General features: G+C 64.5%; 17 protein-coding genes. 5 read left to right on the forward strand and 12 right to left on the reverse strand.

Annotation, left to right across the window (positions count from 1 at the left end; all coding sequences use genetic code 11):
• Positions 1-17 precede the first annotated feature (17 nt).
• The 6 genes from FJ943_RS22970 to FJ943_RS22995 form a co-directional block, all read right to left on the reverse strand.
• Entirely contained in the window at positions 18-1,181 is a 1,164-nt protein-coding gene (locus FJ943_RS22970; protein ID WP_140617952.1) for an ABC transporter ATP-binding protein, read from the reverse strand.
• Entirely contained in the window at positions 1,174-2,316 is a 1,143-nt protein-coding gene (locus FJ943_RS22975; RefSeq protein WP_140617953.1) for an ABC transporter substrate-binding protein, read from the reverse strand. Before FJ943_RS22975 ends, FJ943_RS22970 begins: the two co-directional genes overlap by 8 nt.
• A complete protein-coding gene (locus FJ943_RS22980) occupies positions 2,313-3,155 on the reverse strand; it encodes an ABC transporter permease (RefSeq protein WP_140725153.1) in 843 nt (280 codons plus the stop codon). The genes FJ943_RS22975 and FJ943_RS22980 overlap by 4 nt, the downstream gene beginning before the upstream one ends.
• Before the next feature lie 13 nt (positions 3,156-3,168).
• Positions 3,169-4,047, reverse strand: a complete 879-nt coding sequence (locus FJ943_RS22985) for an ABC transporter permease (protein ID WP_140725156.1) — start codon at positions 4,045-4,047, stop codon at positions 3,169-3,171.
• 205 nt (positions 4,048-4,252) lie between these two features.
• Complete coding sequence (htpG, locus tag FJ943_RS22990; protein WP_140725159.1) at positions 4,253-6,145, reverse strand: molecular chaperone HtpG; 1,893 nt, start codon at positions 6,143-6,145, stop codon at positions 4,253-4,255.
• A 230-nt stretch (positions 6,146-6,375) separates the two neighbouring features.
• On the reverse strand, positions 6,376-7,260 hold the full coding sequence (locus tag FJ943_RS22995) for a hypothetical protein (RefSeq protein WP_140725162.1): 885 nt from the start codon (positions 7,258-7,260) through the stop codon (positions 6,376-6,378).
• Between the two features lie 163 nt (positions 7,261-7,423).
• Here FJ943_RS22995 and FJ943_RS23000 point away from each other — a divergent pair, with 163 nt between their 5' ends.
• Complete coding sequence (locus FJ943_RS23000) at positions 7,424-9,433, forward strand: ABC transporter ATP-binding protein/permease (protein WP_140725529.1); 2,010 nt, start codon at positions 7,424-7,426, stop codon at positions 9,431-9,433.
• A gap of 46 nt (positions 9,434-9,479) precedes the next feature.
• On the opposite strand, the gene FJ943_RS23005 is transcribed toward FJ943_RS23000, so the two are convergent.
• Both FJ943_RS23005 and FJ943_RS23010 read right to left on the reverse strand, forming a co-directional pair.
• A complete protein-coding gene (locus tag FJ943_RS23005) occupies positions 9,480-10,202 on the reverse strand; it encodes a haloacid dehalogenase type II (protein ID WP_015316887.1) in 723 nt (240 codons plus the stop codon).
• Positions 10,203-10,252: 50 nt separating this feature from the next.
• On the reverse strand, positions 10,253-11,188 hold the full coding sequence (locus FJ943_RS23010; RefSeq protein ID WP_015316888.1) for a DMT family transporter: 936 nt from the start codon (positions 11,186-11,188) through the stop codon (positions 10,253-10,255).
• 204 nt (positions 11,189-11,392) lie between these two features.
• Here FJ943_RS23010 and FJ943_RS23015 point away from each other — a divergent pair, with 204 nt between their 5' ends.
• The gene (locus tag FJ943_RS23015; protein ID WP_140725165.1) at positions 11,393-12,283 is read left to right on the forward strand and encodes a LysR family transcriptional regulator; all 891 of its coding nucleotides are present in this window, start codon (positions 11,393-11,395) and stop codon (positions 12,281-12,283) included.
• Positions 12,284-12,349: 66 nt separating this feature from the next.
• Here FJ943_RS23015 and FJ943_RS23020 read toward each other — a convergent pair whose 3' ends face one another.
• From FJ943_RS23020 to FJ943_RS23030, 3 genes are all read right to left on the reverse strand, one after another.
• Entirely contained in the window at positions 12,350-12,700 is a 351-nt protein-coding gene (locus FJ943_RS23020; RefSeq protein ID WP_140725168.1) for a DUF2200 domain-containing protein, read from the reverse strand.
• A gap of 104 nt (positions 12,701-12,804) precedes the next feature.
• Positions 12,805-14,463, reverse strand: coding sequence for an acyl-CoA synthetase (locus FJ943_RS23025; protein WP_140725171.1), 1,659 nt, complete (start codon positions 14,461-14,463; stop codon positions 12,805-12,807).
• 154 nt (positions 14,464-14,617) lie between these two features.
• Positions 14,618-15,511, reverse strand: a complete 894-nt coding sequence (locus FJ943_RS23030; protein ID WP_140725174.1) for a LysR family transcriptional regulator — start codon at positions 15,509-15,511, stop codon at positions 14,618-14,620.
• A 103-nt stretch (positions 15,512-15,614) separates the two neighbouring features.
• Here FJ943_RS23030 and FJ943_RS23035 point away from each other — a divergent pair, with 103 nt between their 5' ends.
• Positions 15,615-16,370, forward strand: coding sequence for an SDR family oxidoreductase (locus tag FJ943_RS23035; RefSeq protein WP_140725177.1), 756 nt, complete (start codon positions 15,615-15,617; stop codon positions 16,368-16,370).
• Positions 16,371-16,457: 87 nt separating this feature from the next.
• Positions 16,458-16,670: a 4-oxalocrotonate tautomerase family protein gene (locus tag FJ943_RS23040; RefSeq protein ID WP_015316894.1), complete on the forward strand. Its 213-nt coding sequence runs from the start codon at positions 16,458-16,460 to the stop codon at positions 16,668-16,670.
• Positions 16,671-16,723: 53 nt separating this feature from the next.
• On the opposite strand, the gene FJ943_RS23045 is transcribed toward FJ943_RS23040, so the two are convergent.
• Positions 16,724-17,167: a DUF6428 family protein gene (locus tag FJ943_RS23045; RefSeq protein ID WP_140725532.1), complete on the reverse strand. Its 444-nt coding sequence runs from the start codon at positions 17,165-17,167 to the stop codon at positions 16,724-16,726.
• 105 nt (positions 17,168-17,272) lie between these two features.
• Here FJ943_RS23045 and FJ943_RS23050 point away from each other — a divergent pair, with 105 nt between their 5' ends.
• Positions 17,273-17,626, forward strand: coding sequence for a metalloregulator ArsR/SmtB family transcription factor (locus FJ943_RS23050; RefSeq protein ID WP_140617964.1), 354 nt, complete (start codon positions 17,273-17,275; stop codon positions 17,624-17,626).
• The last annotated feature ends 26 nt before the right edge of the window (positions 17,627-17,652 follow it).

Genomic DNA, 17,652 nt, shown 5'->3' on the forward strand with positions numbered 1-17,652 from the left:
CCAAGCGCCCGCGACCTTCAGGAAATCCGCTTCCCGGCCCCGTCCAGCAGCACGCAGCCGTCCGGGGCAAAACCCAACTCGATCGTCTCGCCTTCGCGAAGCACGCGGCCAGTGATCGGTGTATTGGCGCGGAGGCTGGTCTTGCCGCCGATGTCGATCTCGTAGATCGCGCTGCCGCCCAGATAGGAGGCCGAGATCACGCGGCCGGACAGCCGATTGGCGCTCGTTCCAGCACCGACCGAAAATTTCTGCGGCCGCACCACGACGGTGACCTTGCTGCCGTCGGCAAGCGGCCTTGGACAAGCCACGCTGACCGTCTGGCTGGTGCCAAGCACCACCGTTACCGTTCCTTGGCCGGACCGGCTCACGGTCCCGGCAAGCATGTTGGCCTTGCCGAGGAAGTCGGCGACGAAGGCTGTCGCCGGCGCCTCGTAGACCTCCTCCGGAGTGCCGATCTGCTCCACCGCGCCCGCGTTCATCACCACGATGCGATCCGACATGGAAAGGGCTTCTTCCTGGTCGTGCGTGACGAAAATGGCGGTGATGCCGGTTTCCTTCTGGATCTTCTTGATCTCGACGCGCATCTCCTCGCGCATGTTGGCGTCCAGCGCCGACAACGGCTCATCCAGCAGCAGCACCTGCGGCTCGAAGACGATGGCGCGGGCGAGCGCGATGCGCTGCTGCTGCCCGCCTGACAGTTGCGACGGCAGCTTCTTCTCGCTGCCCGGCAGCCGCACCATTTCGAGCGCCTTGCCGACCTTGCGCACGATCTCGGGCTTCGGCACGTTGCGGTACTTCAGGCCGAAGGCGACGTTGTCGAATACGTTCTTGTGCGGGAAGAGCGCGTAGCTCTGGAAGACCAGCCCGATGTTGCGCTTGTAGATCGGGACGTCGTCGACGCGCCGCCCGTCGATCATGATTTGGCCGCCCGAAATATCGACCAGGCCGGCGATGGAGCGCAGGATCGTGGTCTTGCCGCAACCCGAGGGCCCGAGCAGGGTGACGAAGCTGCCCTTGCGGATCGAGAGCGAGAAATCGCGCACCGCGACGAACTTGCCGTAGGCGATGTCGATGTCGCGGAACTCGACCGCCGGGCTGTTCGCCTCGGCGGCCGCGCTCGCGCCGGCTGCCCCGGCCTGAACAGGCCGGGGATGGAGTGTCGTTTCCTGGCTGTCAGGCACCCTTCGAGATCCTGTTCCACTGCTTGGTCCAGGCGTCCTCGTTGGTCGCCCAGTAGGTCGGATCGGCAAAGGTCAGCGACTTCATCGTGCCCGTCTTGTCGAATGCCGGCAGCTTCTCGATCTTCTCGGTCAGCTTGACCTTGTTAGGATCGAGCGACGGCGGATAGCTCTGGCCTTCGGCCACCGCGATCGAGGTCGCCGGGTCGAGCATGAAGTTGATGAGTTCCTCGCATTCGGCCATGGGCGAACCCTTCAGGATCAGCATGTCCTCCATCCAGGCGTAGGAGCCGGCCGGATCGAGATAGCCGATAGGATGGCCCTGGTCCTGCAGCGCGGCGACGCGGCCCGACCAGGCATCGGTCACCACGATCTCACCCTTGGAAAGCAGGTCCATCAGCTCCGCGCCGGAACTCCAGAACTTCTTGGCGAGGTCGCGCGTTTCGCGCACCTTGGCCCAGATGGCGTCCATGTCCTTGAGGTTGTTGGGGTCCTGCCCGGTGGCGAGCGCCGCATACCAGACGCGCGTCGTCATGTCGGAATAGCCGCCGACCTTGCCGGCATATTTCTTGTCGAGCAGGAGCCCGGCGCCCTTTTCCTTGGCTTCCTCCGGCGAGATCACCTTGGTGTTGTAGGCGATGCCGGTGGTGCCGTAGTCGTAGGGCACGGCCGATAGCTTTGGCGTCAGCTTGCGGAACGGCTCGATCATCGGCTGCAGCACGTTCGCCATGTTGGGAATGTTGGCCTCGTTGATTTCCGAGGTCAGGCCGGCGTTCACGTATTTGATGTAGTAGTTCACGCCGGAGGAATGGATGACCTGGTAGTCGCCGGGCTTGGCGGTCTTGATCTTGGTGATGATCTCGTCCTCGTCGCCGAACGTGCCCTGGACCACCTTGATCTTGGTCTTGGTCGTGTAGGGCTGGAAGGCGAACTTGTCGATCGCGTCCTGCACCGTGCCGCCCCAGCCGTCGAAGCGAACCTCCTGGACCGCGGCGAGCGCCCGGCCCATCCAGGGCATCGAAAGGCCCGCCGATGCTGCCGCTGCTGCGGTCAGCGTCAGGAACGTGCGGCGGCTCAGGTCGCCATTGGCGTATCGATCGTGCAGCCGTTCCAGCCGCTTGGTGGTGGTGAGTTTCATTGTATTTCCTCCTTTGGTTCGCCACGTCTTCTCAGTTTTGTCAGGCTTTGCAGGATCAGGCCACCGATCAGCGGGATGCCGACGGTCACCAGGATCATCACGGTGCCGAGCGCGTTGATCTCCGGGCTGATCGAAATCTTGAGCATGGAAAGGATCTGGGTCGGCATGGTCTCGACGCCGGCCGGCCGCCAGAACAGGCTGGCCGAGGTGTTGTCGAACGAAATGGTGAAGGCGAGCAGGGCGCCGCCGACAACGGCCGGGATGAGCAGCGGCAGCGTGATCTCGCGGAAGGACGAGAAGCGAGAGGCGCCAAGCGACAGTGCGGCCTCCTCGTAGACGCGCCGGATGCCGATCATGCGCGCCTGGGCGATCAGCACCACATAGGGCACGGCGAGCAGGATATGGCCAAGCACCAGGAGCAGCATGGTCCTCGGCTGGTCGACGGCCTTGATCAGCACCAGCAGGCCGACGCCGAGGATGGTTTCCGGCACCAATGCCGGCAGGATCACCAGGGTGCTCAGCGCCTGCTTGCCGCGAAATTCGAAGCGGACCAAGGCAAACGCCGTGGTGACGCCGATGGCGGTGGTGACGATGGCGGTGACCAATGCGATCCACAAGGATGTTCGAAAGGCAGCCAGCACCGCCTCGTTGGCCATCAGCTTGCCGTACCATTGCAGGCTGAAGCCGGTCATCGGGAATCCGCCGAACATCGAGGCGTTGAACGACAGGACCACTGTCGCCACGATCGGCGCGAACATGAAGACGTAGACGCAGACCGTGACGAAGCCGGTCAGCCGCCAGGCCCATCTGCCTTCCTGCCTGCGCCGTGTTCCCCTCATCCTGCAAGCCCCGTCATCCGCCAAGCCCTTTGACGATCTGCGACATGCCCATGTAGCGCGTGTAGACGGCGGCGAAGAAGCCGAGCACGATGAACAGCACGATCGAAAGCGTGGCTCCCATCGGCCAGTTCAATTCGCCCATGATGGTGTCGTAGATCAGGTTGCCGAACAGAGCGTCGCGGCCCGAGCCGAGAAGCTGCGGCGTCACATAGCTGCCGGCGGCCAGCACGAAGCAGAGCAGCAGGCCCGCAGCCAGGCCGGGCAGCGACAGCGGTAGCGTGACCTCCCGGAACGCCTGCGCGCTCGTGCAGCCCATCGAGCGGGCCGCCGAAATCAACGTCCGATCAATGCTCTCCAGGCTGACATAGACATTGAGGATCGTGTAGGGCAGCAGGAAGTGCAGCATGCCCAGGATGACCGCGCCTTCGTTGTAGAGCATCTGCAGCGGCTCATGGATGATGCCCATTTTGAGCAGCGCGACGTTGATGACGCCCTGTTCCCCCAGGATGTTGATCCAGGAAAAGGTGCGGATGGTGAAGCTGATCCAGAACGGCACGATCAGCAAAAGCAGCAGCAGCCATTTGTGCTTGAAGGTCGTGGCCCAGATGAAATAGGCAGGGAAGTAGCCGAGCACGCCGCACAGCAGCGCCGTCATGGCTCCGACTCTCAAGGTCTTCAGGAGGAAGCCGTGATAGTAGCTGTCGGTGAGGAATTCGTGCCAGTTCGCGGTCGTGAGCGCGCTCGTTTCCACGCCGGCGGTGACAAAGGTGAAGAAGGTATAGCCGGCCATCACGGCGATCGGCAGCACCAGGAAAAAGATCAGCAGCAAGAGCACCGGCGCGACCAGCATCCAGGCCAGCCGTGGATCATACAATGTCCATCGTCGTTTCATGAGCACCCGGTGCGCTCTCTTTGAAGCGCCTGTTTTGTTCCCGGGCCAAGATTGAGGGATTGCAGGCGCGATGTCCACAGTCGGCGATTGAGCCAGCGGACTTCAGCGCGTTGCCGGGTGCGAGAGATGCCGAAATTTGTCGGGAGACGGGGTCGCCACGCAACCCCGTTCGACCACACGTCGGGAACGGCTGGCCGGCGTCTCCTCAGCCCTTCGAAATACCGCGCGCGATCAGCCGGGCGAGGCGCTCCGAAAACGCCCTTGCGTCGGCCGGCTTGTCGCCGTCGAGGACGCGAGCCTCGTCGTAGAGAAGGTGGGCGGCATCCTCCTTGAAGGCCTGCTCGTCTTCGCCGAGGCTGGCGAGCGCCAGGACGCGCTGGTGGCGGGGGTTGATCTCGAGGATCGGTTTGGCTGTCTTGTCGAGGCGGCCGGCGGCGTTGAGCAGCCGCTCGAACTGCCGGTCGGGACCGTGTTCGGGCGCGACCAGGCAGACCGCGCTTTCGGTGAGGCGGTCGGAGGCCTTCACGTCCGACACGGCATCGCCAAGCGCCGCCTTGACGAAGGCCAGGAAGCCATCGACCTCGGGCGCCGCCGCCGCATCCGGCTTGTTCGCCTCGTCGAGCAGCGGGATCTCGGACAGTTCGGCCACGCCCTGCGTCACCGACTTGAACGGCTTGCCGTCGAATTCGGGCGCCATCGACGTCCAGAAACTGTCGACCGGGTCGGTGAGCAGCAGCACCTCGATGCCGCGTGCCTTGAAGCCTTCGAGCTGCGGCGAGGCTTCGAGCCGTGCACGGTCGTCGCCGGCCATGAAGAAGATCGCCTTCTGGCCTTCCTTCATCGCCGAGACGTAGTCGGCAAGGCCGCGCCAGCCTTCGCCGGAGGCGGTTGAGCGGAAGCGGGCGAGCTTCAAGAGCTGCTCGCGCCGCTCATGGTCCTCGTAGAGTCCTTCCTTGAGGACGACGCCGAAGTTTTCCCAGATTTTCGCATAGGCCTCGGTCTCGTTCTCCGCCAGCTTGGCGAGATCGCCAAGCACGCGGTTGGTCAGGCCCTTGCGGATCGCGGCCAGCAGCGGGCTTTCCTGGATCATCTCGCGCGAGACGTTGAGCGGCAGGTCGGCGGAATCGACCAGCCCGCGCATGAAGCGCAGGTAGCGCGGCAACAGATCGGCATCGTCGGTGATGAAGACGCGGCGCACATAGAGCTTCATGCGGCCCTTGCGGTCCTGGTCGAAGAGATCGAAGGGACGCGAGCCGGGCACGAAGGCCAGCACGCTATATTCCTGCCGGCCCTCGGCGCGGAAATGGATGGTGGCGGCCGGCTCGTCATACTGGCCGGAGACGCCGCGGTAAAAGTCGGTGTATTCCTCGGGCTTGATCTCGCTCTTCGGCCTGACCCAAAGGGCCGTGCCATCGGCAATGTCGCGCGCCTCGGCACCGGGCCTCTCGATGAGCGTGATCGGCACCGGCACATGGCCCGACTGCGACTTGGCCAGTTGCTCGAGCCGATAGGATCCGGTGTAGGACACGGCGTCGTCCATCAGATGCAGCACGACGCGGGTGCCGCGCTTGGGGGCGGCTTCGAGCGGGGCGGGCGCGATCTCGTAGGAACCCTTGCCGTCGGACGACCAGCGCCAGGCTTCTTCGCTTCCCGCCAGGCGGCTGATGACGTCGACGCGGGTCGCGACCATGAAGGCGGAGTAGAAGCCGACGCCGAACTGGCCGATCAGCTGCGTGTCCTCGCTCGAATTGCCGGCGCCGACGCGCTCGATGAAAGCGCGCGTGCCCGAGCGCGCGATCGTGCCCAGCGCCTCCGTCATGTCGTCGCGGCTCATGCCGATGCCGTTGTCCTCGACGGTGATCAGCTTGCCGTCGGGATCGGCTGCAATCGAGATGCGGGGCTTCGGATCGTCGGCCAGCAATTCGGGGCGACTGACGGCCTCGAAGCGCAGCTTCTCGCAGGCGTCGGCGGCGTTGGAAATCAGTTCGCGCAGGAAGACGTCCTTATCAGAATAGACCGAATGCACCATCATGTGCAGCAGCCGCGAAACATCCGCCTCGAATGCCTTGGTTTCCGTCGCTTTCGTGTCTGTCGTCATTCCGGGTTTCCCACGCTTTCATCCGCCCGTCGCGCCATGCGCGATCGGGACTTCCTTTCATCAATTTTCAACGGTGCTGGCAACTGCCGTCAGCAAGACCAGCGCGCCGGCAATATCGTGATGGGGTGCGGAGGCCGCAAGGGGTGGAAACGGTGCTGACGACGAAACAGCCAATCTTTCCCCCCGAGGGGGAGATTGGCAGCGTCGGCGCCGCGTCCGCCTTGCGCGCCCTACTTCCCAGCCATCTGGTCAGCAAGCGTCTGCGCCTGGGCAAGCAGCGCGGGGAAGGCCGGGTTGTCGCGCAGGTTCTTGCCCATGCAGGCGCGGAAGTCGCTGTCGCCTTTTGCCCAGGCGGCGTCGGCGGCATCGGATGTATTTTCGTCGCTGTCGTCGGTGGCCTGCTTGACCAGTTTCTGGGCGGCGGCGTCGGCCGCGGTCCAGACCGCCTCGCAGGCCGCGATCCTTGGGACGGGCGGTGTCGCGGGCGCCTCGGCGATCATGACACTGTTGCCCTTGACTAGCGTGACGACGATTTCCTGGTCGTAGTTAGGTCCGACATCCTGTGCCCAGCCGCCAAGGCGGGCGATCGCCATGTCGGCGCCGTCGGGCGTCTTCAGGGTGAAGTCGAGCGTGCCTGTGAAAGCGGCGTCGCTGCCGATGGCCTGGGTGTAGAACGCATCGAGCTTCAGCGCCGCGTCGAAGCTGGTGGGCAGTTTGAGATCGGCGTCCGTCTCCGCCGCACGCGATTGCAGCCAGCGCTCGACCAGCCCGCGTGTCGACGCGACGATGCTGGGGCCGTCCTCGGTGCCGTGACGCAGCCCGTCCAGCATGCCGAAGCCGACATCGGAGGAACTGAGGCTTTCGATATTGATCCTGCCGGCCGCCGGAAAACCCTTGACCGTGAAAGGTCCAAGAAGCGTCGAAAGGCGCTGTTCGAGATCGGCGCGGGCCTTCTCATTGGCGGCGTCGAGCGTTTCCACGGGAGCGTTCGCGCTTTCCATCGCGGCGATGGCCGCGATCGCCTTGTCGCGCGCGGCGATGTAGTCGTCCTCCGGCGAAGCCGCATACGCCGCACCGCTCGCCAGCGCGAACACCAAAGTCCAGACCAGACGCATCGTGAAAACCTCCGTTTTACAAGCTCTTCGCGTGGCTTGGTGGCGATTGTGCGGCGGTGAACTCATGGCGAGACGTGGCGGATATCGGGGCACCAGGACAGCCCTGGCAAGGTCGCAAGCCCTCATGATGAAACCTTCCGATACCCAGGCCGTTATGGCCGTTGTGGCAGACATCAAACCCAAACAGAGGCCGGCCGGCGGCGCCAAGCCAAACGGTGCCAGGAAGCCCCGCCGGGAGAAGGTACCCGATGTCGAGGCCGCATCCGAGGTCGTCGGCGAGGCGGCGCCGCCGCCTGCGGCGGTGGAACCTGATCCGCAGCTGAGCCCCGAACAGGCCGAACAGGCGCGCAAGAAATACCTGCTGAAGCGCTTCTGGATCAGCGCGCGCGGCTATTGGAGCCGGCGGGGCGACAAGCTCGCCTGGCCATGCACGATCGCGCTCCTGATCCTGATCTGCGTCAATGTCGGCTTCCAGTACGGGATCAATGTCTGGAACCGCTCGATCTTCGACGCCATCGAGCAGCGCAATGCGCCGACCGTCTATTTCCTGAGCGCCGTGTTCGTGCCGCTGGTGCTTGGAAGCGTCAGCCTTGTCGTTGCGCAGGTCTATCTGCGCATGACGATCCAGCGCCGCTGGCGCTCCTGGCTCACTACATCCATCATCGGCCGCTGGCTCACCAACGGCCGCTACTACCAGCTCAATCTCGTCAGCGGCGATCACCAGAACCCGGAAGCCCGCATCGCCGACGATTTGCGGATCGCCACCGAATCGCCTGTTGATTTCGTCTCCGGCGTGCTCAACGCGTTCCTGGCGGCCTCGACCTTCATCGTCGTCTTGTGGACCATCGGCGGCGCGCTGACGCTGCCGATCGGCTCCTCGACCGTCACCATTCCGGGCTTTCTCGTCATCACCGCGGTCATCTATGCCGGCATCACCTCCACCTCGATGGTGGTCATCGGCCGGCATTTCGTCGAACTTTCCGAGCAGAAGAACCAGGCGGAAGCGGAATTTCGCTACACGCTGATGCGCGTGCGCGAAAACGGCGAGAGCATCGCCCTGCTCGGCGGCGAGGAGGAGGAGCGCAGCGGCATCGACAGGACCTTCGCCGGCGTGCTGGGGAAGTGGGCGATGCTTGCTGGCCAGCACATGCGCACGGCGCTGGTCTCGCAGGGATCGAGCCTGTTCGCGCCGGTGGTGCCGGTGCTTTTGTGCGCGCCAAAATTCCTCGACGGCTCGATGTCGCTTGGGCAGGTCATGCAGGCGGCATCCGCCTTTGCCATCGTGCAGGGCGCGTTCGGATGGCTGGTCGACAATTACCCGCGCCTGGCCGACTGGAACGCCTCGGCACGGCGCATCGCCTCGCTGATGATGTCGCTGGATGGGCTCGAGCGCGCGGAAGAGAGCGACGCGCTCGGACGCATCAATCGCGGCGAGACCAAGGACGACACGATGCTCAACCTCAACAATCTGTCCGTGTCGCTCGATGACGGCACCGCCGTGGTCAAGGAAACCGAGGTGGTGATCCAGCCGGGCGAGCGGCTGCTGGTGGCCGGCGAATCCGGTTCGGGCAAGAGCACGCTGGTGCGGGCGATAGCGGGCTTGTGGCCGTGGGGCGGCGGCAGCGTCGATTTCCACCCGGGCAAGCGCATGTTCATGCTGCCGCAGCGCCCCTACATCCCCTCGGGCACGCTGCGCCGGGCCGCTGCCTATCCAGGCGCCGCCGGGGATTGGACGATCCCGCAGATCAGGGCTGCCCTCGACAAGGTTGGGCTCGGTCATCTTGGCGACCGGATCGAGGAAGACGCGCCGTGGGACCAGACCCTGTCGGGCGGCGAGAAGCAGCGCCTGGCCTTCGCGCGGCTGCTCCTGCACGCGCCCGATATCATCGTGCTGGACGAGGCGACGGCGGCACTCGACGAGAAGAGCCAGGACAGGATGATGGAGACCATCATCCACGAATTGCCTAATGTGACCATCTTGAGCGTGGCGCACCGCGCCGAGCTGGAGGCCTTCCACAGCCGCAAGATCACGCTCGAGCGGCGCAAGGGTGGCGCCAAGCTGGTCAGCGATATCGACCTCGCCCCGCGCAAACGCAGGGGCTTGCTCGGCCGCGCCCTGTGGGGTTCCGGCACTTCCGCCGAAAAGCGCGGCGCCGCCCGTAAAAAGAGTTGATGGCGCTCAGGCGAGTTCTGGTTTCAGCTCAAGGGATGGCCTTCTATCAGCCGCCCAATTCTTCCTGATGCGCCTTGGCGAGGTCGGCCATGCTGTCGAAGCGGAAGTCCACCTTCGGCATCTCGCCGGGATGCATCGTGGCGCCGAAACCCTGATCGGCATGCCGGCGGTGGATCCAGCACGATTTAAGGCCCAGGCGGTTGGTCACGGCATGGTCATGAAACAGGCTTTCGGCCGTGTGCAGGACTTGCTTGTCGCCGATCCCGAGCGTCGCCAGTTTTTCCAGCATATAGTCGAAATTCCGGGGCGACGGCTTGTAGGAGCCGATGTCCTCCGCCGTGTAGATCGCATCGAAATCGACGCCGAGCTTCCTGTTGCTGAAGGAGAAGCTCGTATTGTCGACGTTGGAGAGGATGACGAGCTTGTAGTGCTGCTTGAGGTATTGCAGGGCGGCGGCGGTATCGGCAAAGGCCGGCCAGTCCTTCACGCTTTGGCCATAGGCGATGCATTCCTCCGGCGTGGTCACGACGCCCCATTCCTCGGCGAGCCGCTTGTAGACGACAGCCAGAAGGTCGCAGTAGCGCTTTTGCGGCGTCCAGTCCTGCTGGCTGGATTCGTGCCTGGCATGCGCCTGCAGGATCTCGTCGCGGCCGAGGCCGCGGCCAACCCGCCCGGTCAGCGGCTTCAGGGCGTCGATCATGCCGGATTCCCAATCGATCAGCGTACCGTAGCAGTCGAAGGTCAAGGCCTTGAAATCAGTCAGCTTCATGGTTCACTCCCTTGAGTTGGATAATTGGCTGGCGTTTGCGTGGATCGTGATCAATCGGCTGGCTGCCCGGCTGGGCGCAAACCTGCCTCGCCCTTCGGTGCGGTGCCGCGCGACGATGTCAGCCAGATGCCGACCAGCGTCACCGCGAGGCCAAGGACCATCGCCGCAGAAAGGGGCTCGCCGAAGAGCAGCCAGGCCCAGAGCATCGTCACCGGCGGGCTGAGATAGATCATGCTGCTGACCTGCGCGGCGCTGTGGAGGCGCAGGCTCGCATAATAGACGCCGTAGCAGAAGAAGGTCGAAAACAGCACCAGCCAGGCGATGCCGAACTCGAACCGGCCATCAAGGGGCGGCATCAGCCCGCCTTTCCATTCGGCGCAAGCGGCAAAAAACAGCGCCGCCGTCAGGCATTGGATGCACAGGCTCTGGTGGATGGGCATGTTGATCGTCCCCATCCGCTTCTGCAGCACGGTCGCCAGAGCGAAGACCATCATGGAAGCGATCGTGACCACGTACGCCCAGGCCGGCGCGGTGCCGAGACTGAGGCTGTTCAGCGAGACGACCAGCACGCCGAGCACGCCGAGAGCCGTTCCGGTCCACTGCCTCGATGTCAGCCGGTGGCCGAGAACGGGCTGCGACAGTGCCGCGATGGCGAGGGGGACGAGGTCCGAGATCAGCGCGACAAGGCCGGTCGGCACGCGCTGGCCGATGGCAAGCGCGAAGCCGCCGAGATAGAGGAACATCATCGCCACGCCGAACGCCATCTGCTGGAGCAGCGCCCGGACGCCGATGCGCGGCCCGACCATGAGCGCGAAGGGCAGGAGGACCAGCCCTGACATCAGGGTTCGCCAGAACAGCACCAGCATGACGTCGGCGCTCTCGCTGGCGTAACGGATGCCGACAAAGCCCGAGCTCCAGCTTACGACCAGGGCTGCCGCGAGAAGCGGCCAGGCCAGGCGACGGGACGGAGGTTTCGGGAGCGTCATGCGGTCTCTTCGTCGAAGCGGGTTCGCCAGCGGATTACGGCCGATCTCGGATGCGGGATTTATGGCGGCGCGCAGGCGCCTTTGCACATGACAAATTTCGATGTATTCATGAAATAGGCGCGAGATGTGGCATATCTGATTGCCTCAAAGCCCGTTCTCTGCCGAGACCCTGGAGCGCTGCTTTCGTTTCAAACGAGGATTGTCATGGCTGGAGTGATGAGCCGCCGCCTGGATGTCGATGCCTTGCGGGCGATGGTGGCGATCGAGAAACATGGCGGTGTTACCCGGGCTGCCGAGATGCTCGGCCTGTCGCAATCGGCCGTCAGCCACAAGATCAGGCGGCTGGAAGCAAGTCTCGACTGCGAAATCCTCAGCCGCAAGGCGAATGCGCCGATGTTCACCAGTTCAGGGCAGGATCTGCTGGGCTATGCCAGGCGGATCCTGGGCATCCATGACGAGGCGATCCTGAGCCTGTCGAAGAGCACGCTGCAAGGCAAGATCGCTTTGGGGATGACCGAGGATACGACCTGCACGGACCTTTCGCGCATCCTTGGCCGGTTTCGCCGGCTGTACCCTGAGGTGAGCGTGCGCACGCAGGTGCGCATGAGCCTGGCCTTGCAGAAGCTGTTGGGCGAGGGCGCGCTCGACGCGGCCATCATCCAGGTGTTCCAGCACGACGTCCGCCCCACCGATGTCCTGCTGTTCCGCGAGACCCTGCATTGGGTGAAGTCGCCCGAGCTGACCCTTGGGAAAGGCGACCCGGTGCCGTTCCTGTCCTTCGACGAGAACTGCTTCTATCGCCGTTGGGGCCTCGATCTCGGCCAGGACGAGGGAACGGTGTTCGAGATCGTGTTCGAATGTTCGAGCGCGGCCGGCATCATCGCCGGCGTGACCTCCGGCCTCGGCGTCGCGCTGCTCAGCCAGCGGCATCTGCGGCCCGGCATGGAGATCGTCGACAAGTCGTTCCCCAAGCCTCCGGACCTCGCCTACGTCATTCGCCGCGCCCGCAACGTCCGCAATCCCGCGCTGGAGACGCTGGTGCGGGAGATAGAGGCTGAGGTGAAGCGCCACGGGACCCTGCAGATCGCGGTGTGAGGAGGCGTGATTAGCGTTGGCGCCCGTGCGCCCGGTCGATGATATCGCGCGCTCGAGCCTCTCGCCTCATTTCCGGAGTATCTTCTCCATCGCTTTCCCCTTCGCAAGCTCGTCGATCAGCTTATCGAGGTAGCGAATTTCCTTCATCAGTGGATCCTCAATATGTTCCACGCGGACGCCGCAGACCACCCCTGTAATCAAATTCCGCAAAGGATTCAGTCGGGAGGCCTGACCAAAGAAATCCTCGAAGCTGGTTTTCTTCTCCAGTTCGGCGTCGAGTTCCTTTTCGGTGTAGCCCGTCAGCCAGCAGATGATCTCATCGACCTCGGCTCTGGTGCGTCCTTTCCTTTGCGCCTTGGCGACATAGTGCGGATAGACGCTGGCAAAGCTTGTGGAATAGATTCGATGCTCCGTCATGACGTGCCCTTACCGGTGGCGCCTATCGCCCGCACTCAACTTTGCCTCCAATGCGCAGGTCTCAGCAATTGGCGCAGGACCGACTCCAATCTTCCCGCCGCCCTTCACCCGTTCCTTTTCTCCACCTCAGCCTTGCGCAACAAGAACCGTTGGATCTTGCCGCTAGGGGTCTTCGGCAATTCCCCGACGAAGTCGATCTCGCGCGGATAGGCATGGGCCGAGAGGCGTTTGCGGACATGCTGCGCCAATTCTTCGGCGAGTTCCGGGCTGCCCTCGTAGGCGGGCGCCAGGATGACGAAGGCCTTGACGATCTCGGTGCGCTGCGGGTCGGGTACGCCGACCACCGCCGCCTCGTTGACGGCGGGATGTTCGATCAGCGCGCTTTCGACGTCGAAGGGGCCGATGCGGTAGCCTGACGAGGTGATGACGTCGTCGGCGCGGCCGATGAAGGAGACCGAGCCGTCCGGCTCGTATTCCACCGTGTCGCCGGTGCGGTAGTAGCCGCCCGATATGGCCGGCGTTTCGGCCTGGTGGTAGCCGTCGAACCAGCGCAACGGCGAGTTGGCGATGTCGACGGCGAGGATGCCGGGCTGGTTGGGGCCGAGCTCGTTGCCGGCCTCGTCCAGCACCACCATGCGATAGCCCGGCATGGCAAAGCCCGCCGAGCCGGCGCGGACAGGGTGCGCCAGGCCGTGATGGTTGTTGACCATCATGCCGTTCTCGGTCTGGCCGTAATGGTCGTGGATGGGCGCGGCGAGATGGGCGTCGAACCAGCGGATCACTTCCGGGTTGAGCGGCTCGCCAGCGCTGCTCACCACACGCAGCCGGCCTTTTGCACGCGCGGCGGCGTCGGGACCTTCGGCGAGCAGCAGGCGGAAGGCGGTGGGCGAGCCGGCAAGGCTGGTGACGCCAAGCCGCTCGATGACATCATAGGTGTTTTTGGCGGTGAAGGCGCCCTCGTTGAAGGTCGTGGCGATGCCGAGCAGCAGGGGTCCCGTGATGGCGTAGTAGAGGCCATAGGCCCAGCCCGGATCGGCGATGTTCCAGAAGATGTCGTCTGGGCGCAGGCCGATCGCGTCGCGCATATAGGCGCCGAAGGCGAGCAGCGCGTTGAGCGGCACCGGCACGCCCTTCGGCAGGCCGGTGGTGCCCGAGGTCGACATCATCATGAACAGGTCTTCGCCCTTGCGCATCACCGGGTCGCAGTTGGGTGAGGCGGCGGCAAGCGCAGCACGGAAATCGATGTCGCCCGGGGACAGGGCGTCGCCAGCACCGAGGATGGTGGCGATTTGCGGAGGGTTCGCGACCTCGTCGAGCTTGCCGCGATTGGCCGGATTGGTCACCACCAGCCTGGCGCCGCTGTAGCCGAGCCGGTGTTCGATCGCCTTCGGGCCGAAGGCAGTGAACAGCGGCTGGTAGACCGCGCCGATGCGCCAGGCGCCGAGGATCAGCGCCACCAGTTCGGGGATGCGCGGCAGCATGCCGGCCACGACATCGCCCGGGCCGACGCCCAATTCCTTCAGCAGAGTACCGACGCGGCCGGACATGTCGGCGAGATCCTCGAAGCTGAATTCGCTGAGTTCGCCGCCGGCAGAGATGGCGCGCAGCGCCAGGCGGTTTCCGCCGGTGTTCCGGCCGCAGCATTCGACATAGGCGTTGATGGCGGTCGCGGGGTCGCCCTGCAGTCTCGCGATCTCATCCTCAATACGAAAGCTTGCAACGGCATCGTCATAGCGCGGCAAGCCGGCTTGCTGCTTGGTCATGGAAATCCTCCCTGGCGGTGCGCCATCTCCCCATGGCGCGCTGTCGCGGCGACATTGACATCAGATGGCGCCGATGGGCAACGGCGAGTGCCTGTTCCTTTGTGCTGACGCGTTCCGGACGGAAAACCGCTACACACTTTTCCCGGAATTGCTCTTACAAGTTCGCCTCGGCGAAAATGCGTGCCGCCCAGTCGAGAAAGACGCGCAGGCGCGGCGAAAGCTGCCGGTTCTGCGGATAGAGCGCCGACAGCGGTGTCGGCGAGGGCGGATACTCGGCCAGCACCTCGACCAGTGTTCCCTCTGCCAAATCCTTCTCGAAGCGATAGCGCGGCGCCTGGATGAGGCCGAGGCCAAGCCGGGCGAGGTCGGCGGCGGTGTCGGAATTGTTGGCGGCGACGCGGCCGGGCAGCCTGACCTCGCGCGTCTTGCCGCCGACGGTGAATTCGAAGGGCAGCACTTCGCCGGTGCGGGAGGAGACGAAACCGATCGCCTGGTGGCCGTCCAGCGCATCGGGGGAGGCGGGCGTGCCGTGGCGGGAGAGATAGGCGGGGCTGGCGCAGGTCATCTCGCGGATCATGCCAAGGCGGCGCATGATCATGCCGCTGTCCGGCGGCTCGCCGACGCGGATGACGCAGTCGACACCCTCGCGCACCAAGTCGACCAGCCGGTCGCTCTGGCCGATCTGCAGGTCGATCCTGGCATAGCGGGCGAGGAATTCCGGCAGGCGCGGCAACAGGAAGGTGCGTGTGAGCAGCGTGCTGGCGTCGATGCGCAGCAGGCCGAACGGTTCGGCATTGCGGAAGGCGGCTTCGGCATCCTCGATCTCGGCCAGGATGGACAGGCAGCGCCGGTAATAGGCCGCGCCATCCTGCGTGGCGTTCACCTGGCGCGTGGTGCGCTCGAGCAGCCTTGCGCCGAGATGTTCTTCCAGCCGCCGGACCGCTTCCGTCGCGGTCGAGCGCGGCAGGCCGAGATCGGCGGCGGCAGCGGTGAAGCTGCGCCGCTCCAGCACGCGAACGAAGAGCCGCATCGTGTCCAGGCGATCCATGGTCTTTGTTCGCAGTTTCCGAATAGTGATGTCAAGACAAGGCTGATTATCCGGAAGTTGGTTCGGCCTATATCCGTCTCACCAACAAGAAGGAGAGACTTCCATGACTTCAGGCCAAACGAGCACGGGCCAAACTAAAGCGGCGATCGTGACCGGCGCCTCCAAGGGCATCGGCGCGGCGATCGCGCGGCGGCTGGCCCGCGACGGCATCGCCGTCGTCGTCAATTACGCGCGGGGACAGGCCGAGGCCGAGGCGCTGGTGCGCGCCATCGAAGCCGATGGCGGCAAGGCGATCGCCGTGCAAGCCGATATCGCGGTTCCGGCCGGTATCGCCAGCCTCTTCGACGCCGGCGAGAAGGCGTTCGGAGGCATCGATATACTGGTCAACAATGCCGGCATCATGAAGCTTTCGCCGATCGCACAGGCCGATGATGCCTTCTTCGACACCCAGGTCGCGATCAATCTCGGCGGCGTGTTCCGTGGCATGCGCGAAGGCGCAAAACGCATTCGCGATGGCGGCCGCATCGTCAATTTTTCGAGCAGCGTGGTCGGCCTCTACCAGCCGGGTTACGGCGTCTATGCCGCCACCAAGGCGGCGGTCGAGGCGATGACGCACATTCTGGCCAAGGAGCTTGGCGCGCGCGGCATCACCGTCAACGCGGTGGCGCCCGGACCGGTCGAGACGGCGCTGTTCACCGATGGCAAGAGCGCGGCGCAGATCGAGGCCACGGCCAAGATGATCCCGCTCGGCAGGCTCGGCCAGCCCGACGACATTGCCGGCGTGGTCTCGTTCCTGGCCGGGCCGGACAGTGCCTGGGTCAACGGGCAAATCATCCGCGCCAATGGCGGCGTGATCTGAAGGAGGCTGGCCGCTGCTGCTGTGGCGGTCTGCCTCCCGTTCCATTCGAAACCTAGCCCAAACGATTGAGAAGACAAGGAAAAGACCATGCCATTCGCCAATATCAAGATGCCGCAGGCGGCGCTCTCCAAGGCACAGAAAGAAGACCTCATCCATCGCACGACCGCCATGTTCGTCGACTTTTTCGGCGAGGGCGTGCGGCCCTACACGATGGTGCTTGTGGAGGAAGTCGCCGATGGCGGCTATGGCCGCGCCGACGAAGTGTTCGTGGTGCCGGACGCTTTTCGCGCCAAGGACTAAGGTTGCCGATGTCCGGCCGGCCTGCACATGGCTCACGCCCGCGCTTCCGGTACTCACATGCTCAAAAGCACCCTCTTCTTTTCCTCCTCCAGCCAGCGGTCGCGCGGCTTGCAACTCGCTGGCCGTGGCGCAAGCGCGACATGCACGGCGCCGTCGGCCAGCCGGGGCAGGGCGGCCCGGTAGAGCTGCATCGGGCGCACGCCGTCGCTGACCTCGAAGGTCAGCTTGGCCGCCTGGTCGAGACCGACATGCTCGGTCACTTTCCGGATGATCGCCGCGAATTTTCCAGCCGGCATATGGGTGCGGTCCTCATTGACGTCCCATAGCTGCACGAAGATCTCCGACCATGATTCCGGATTCCCGCCGCAGTCGAGCGCGTCGAAGCGGCCGGCCTTGACCTCGGTGACATGGTAGCCCGGCAACACTGGCCTGCCTTCATGGAAAAACACCAGTGGCTTTTCCCTGTGATCCGCCAGAAAGCCCAGCAAGCCGGCCATGGTGATGTCCCGCGGGTCGGCCGTGATCACGGGATCAAATTCCCGATTGTCAGAGGCGAGCACGTGCGATAATCCTTGTTTCAATATTCATAGGATTGTTGAAATATGAATGAACGTCAAGCACTGGCGGCCTTCGCGGCGCTGTCGCAGGAAACACGGCTGCGCGTGCTGCGCCATTTGGTGATCGCCGGCCCCGACGGCATCGCCGCCGGGGCGATAGCCGAAAAGGTCGAGGTTTCGGCGTCCAACGTCAGCTTCCACCTCAAGGAGCTTGAACGCGCGGGGCTGGTGAGCGTGCGCCGCGATTCCCGCTCCATGGTCTACAGCGCCGAGTATGACATGCTGAGCGGTCTTATCCGCTTCCTGATGGAGGATTGTTGCTCCGGCCGGCCGGAAATCTGCGCGCCGGCGGTGTTGCCGGGCTGCTGTGCGGCCGACACGCGGGAGCCTGCCCGATGACTGGCGACCACCCTGTGTCTGGCGCG

It is taken from the genome of Mesorhizobium sp. B2-3-10 (assembly GCF_006442275.1).
Taxonomy (GTDB): domain Bacteria; phylum Pseudomonadota; class Alphaproteobacteria; order Rhizobiales; family Rhizobiaceae; genus Mesorhizobium; species Mesorhizobium australicum.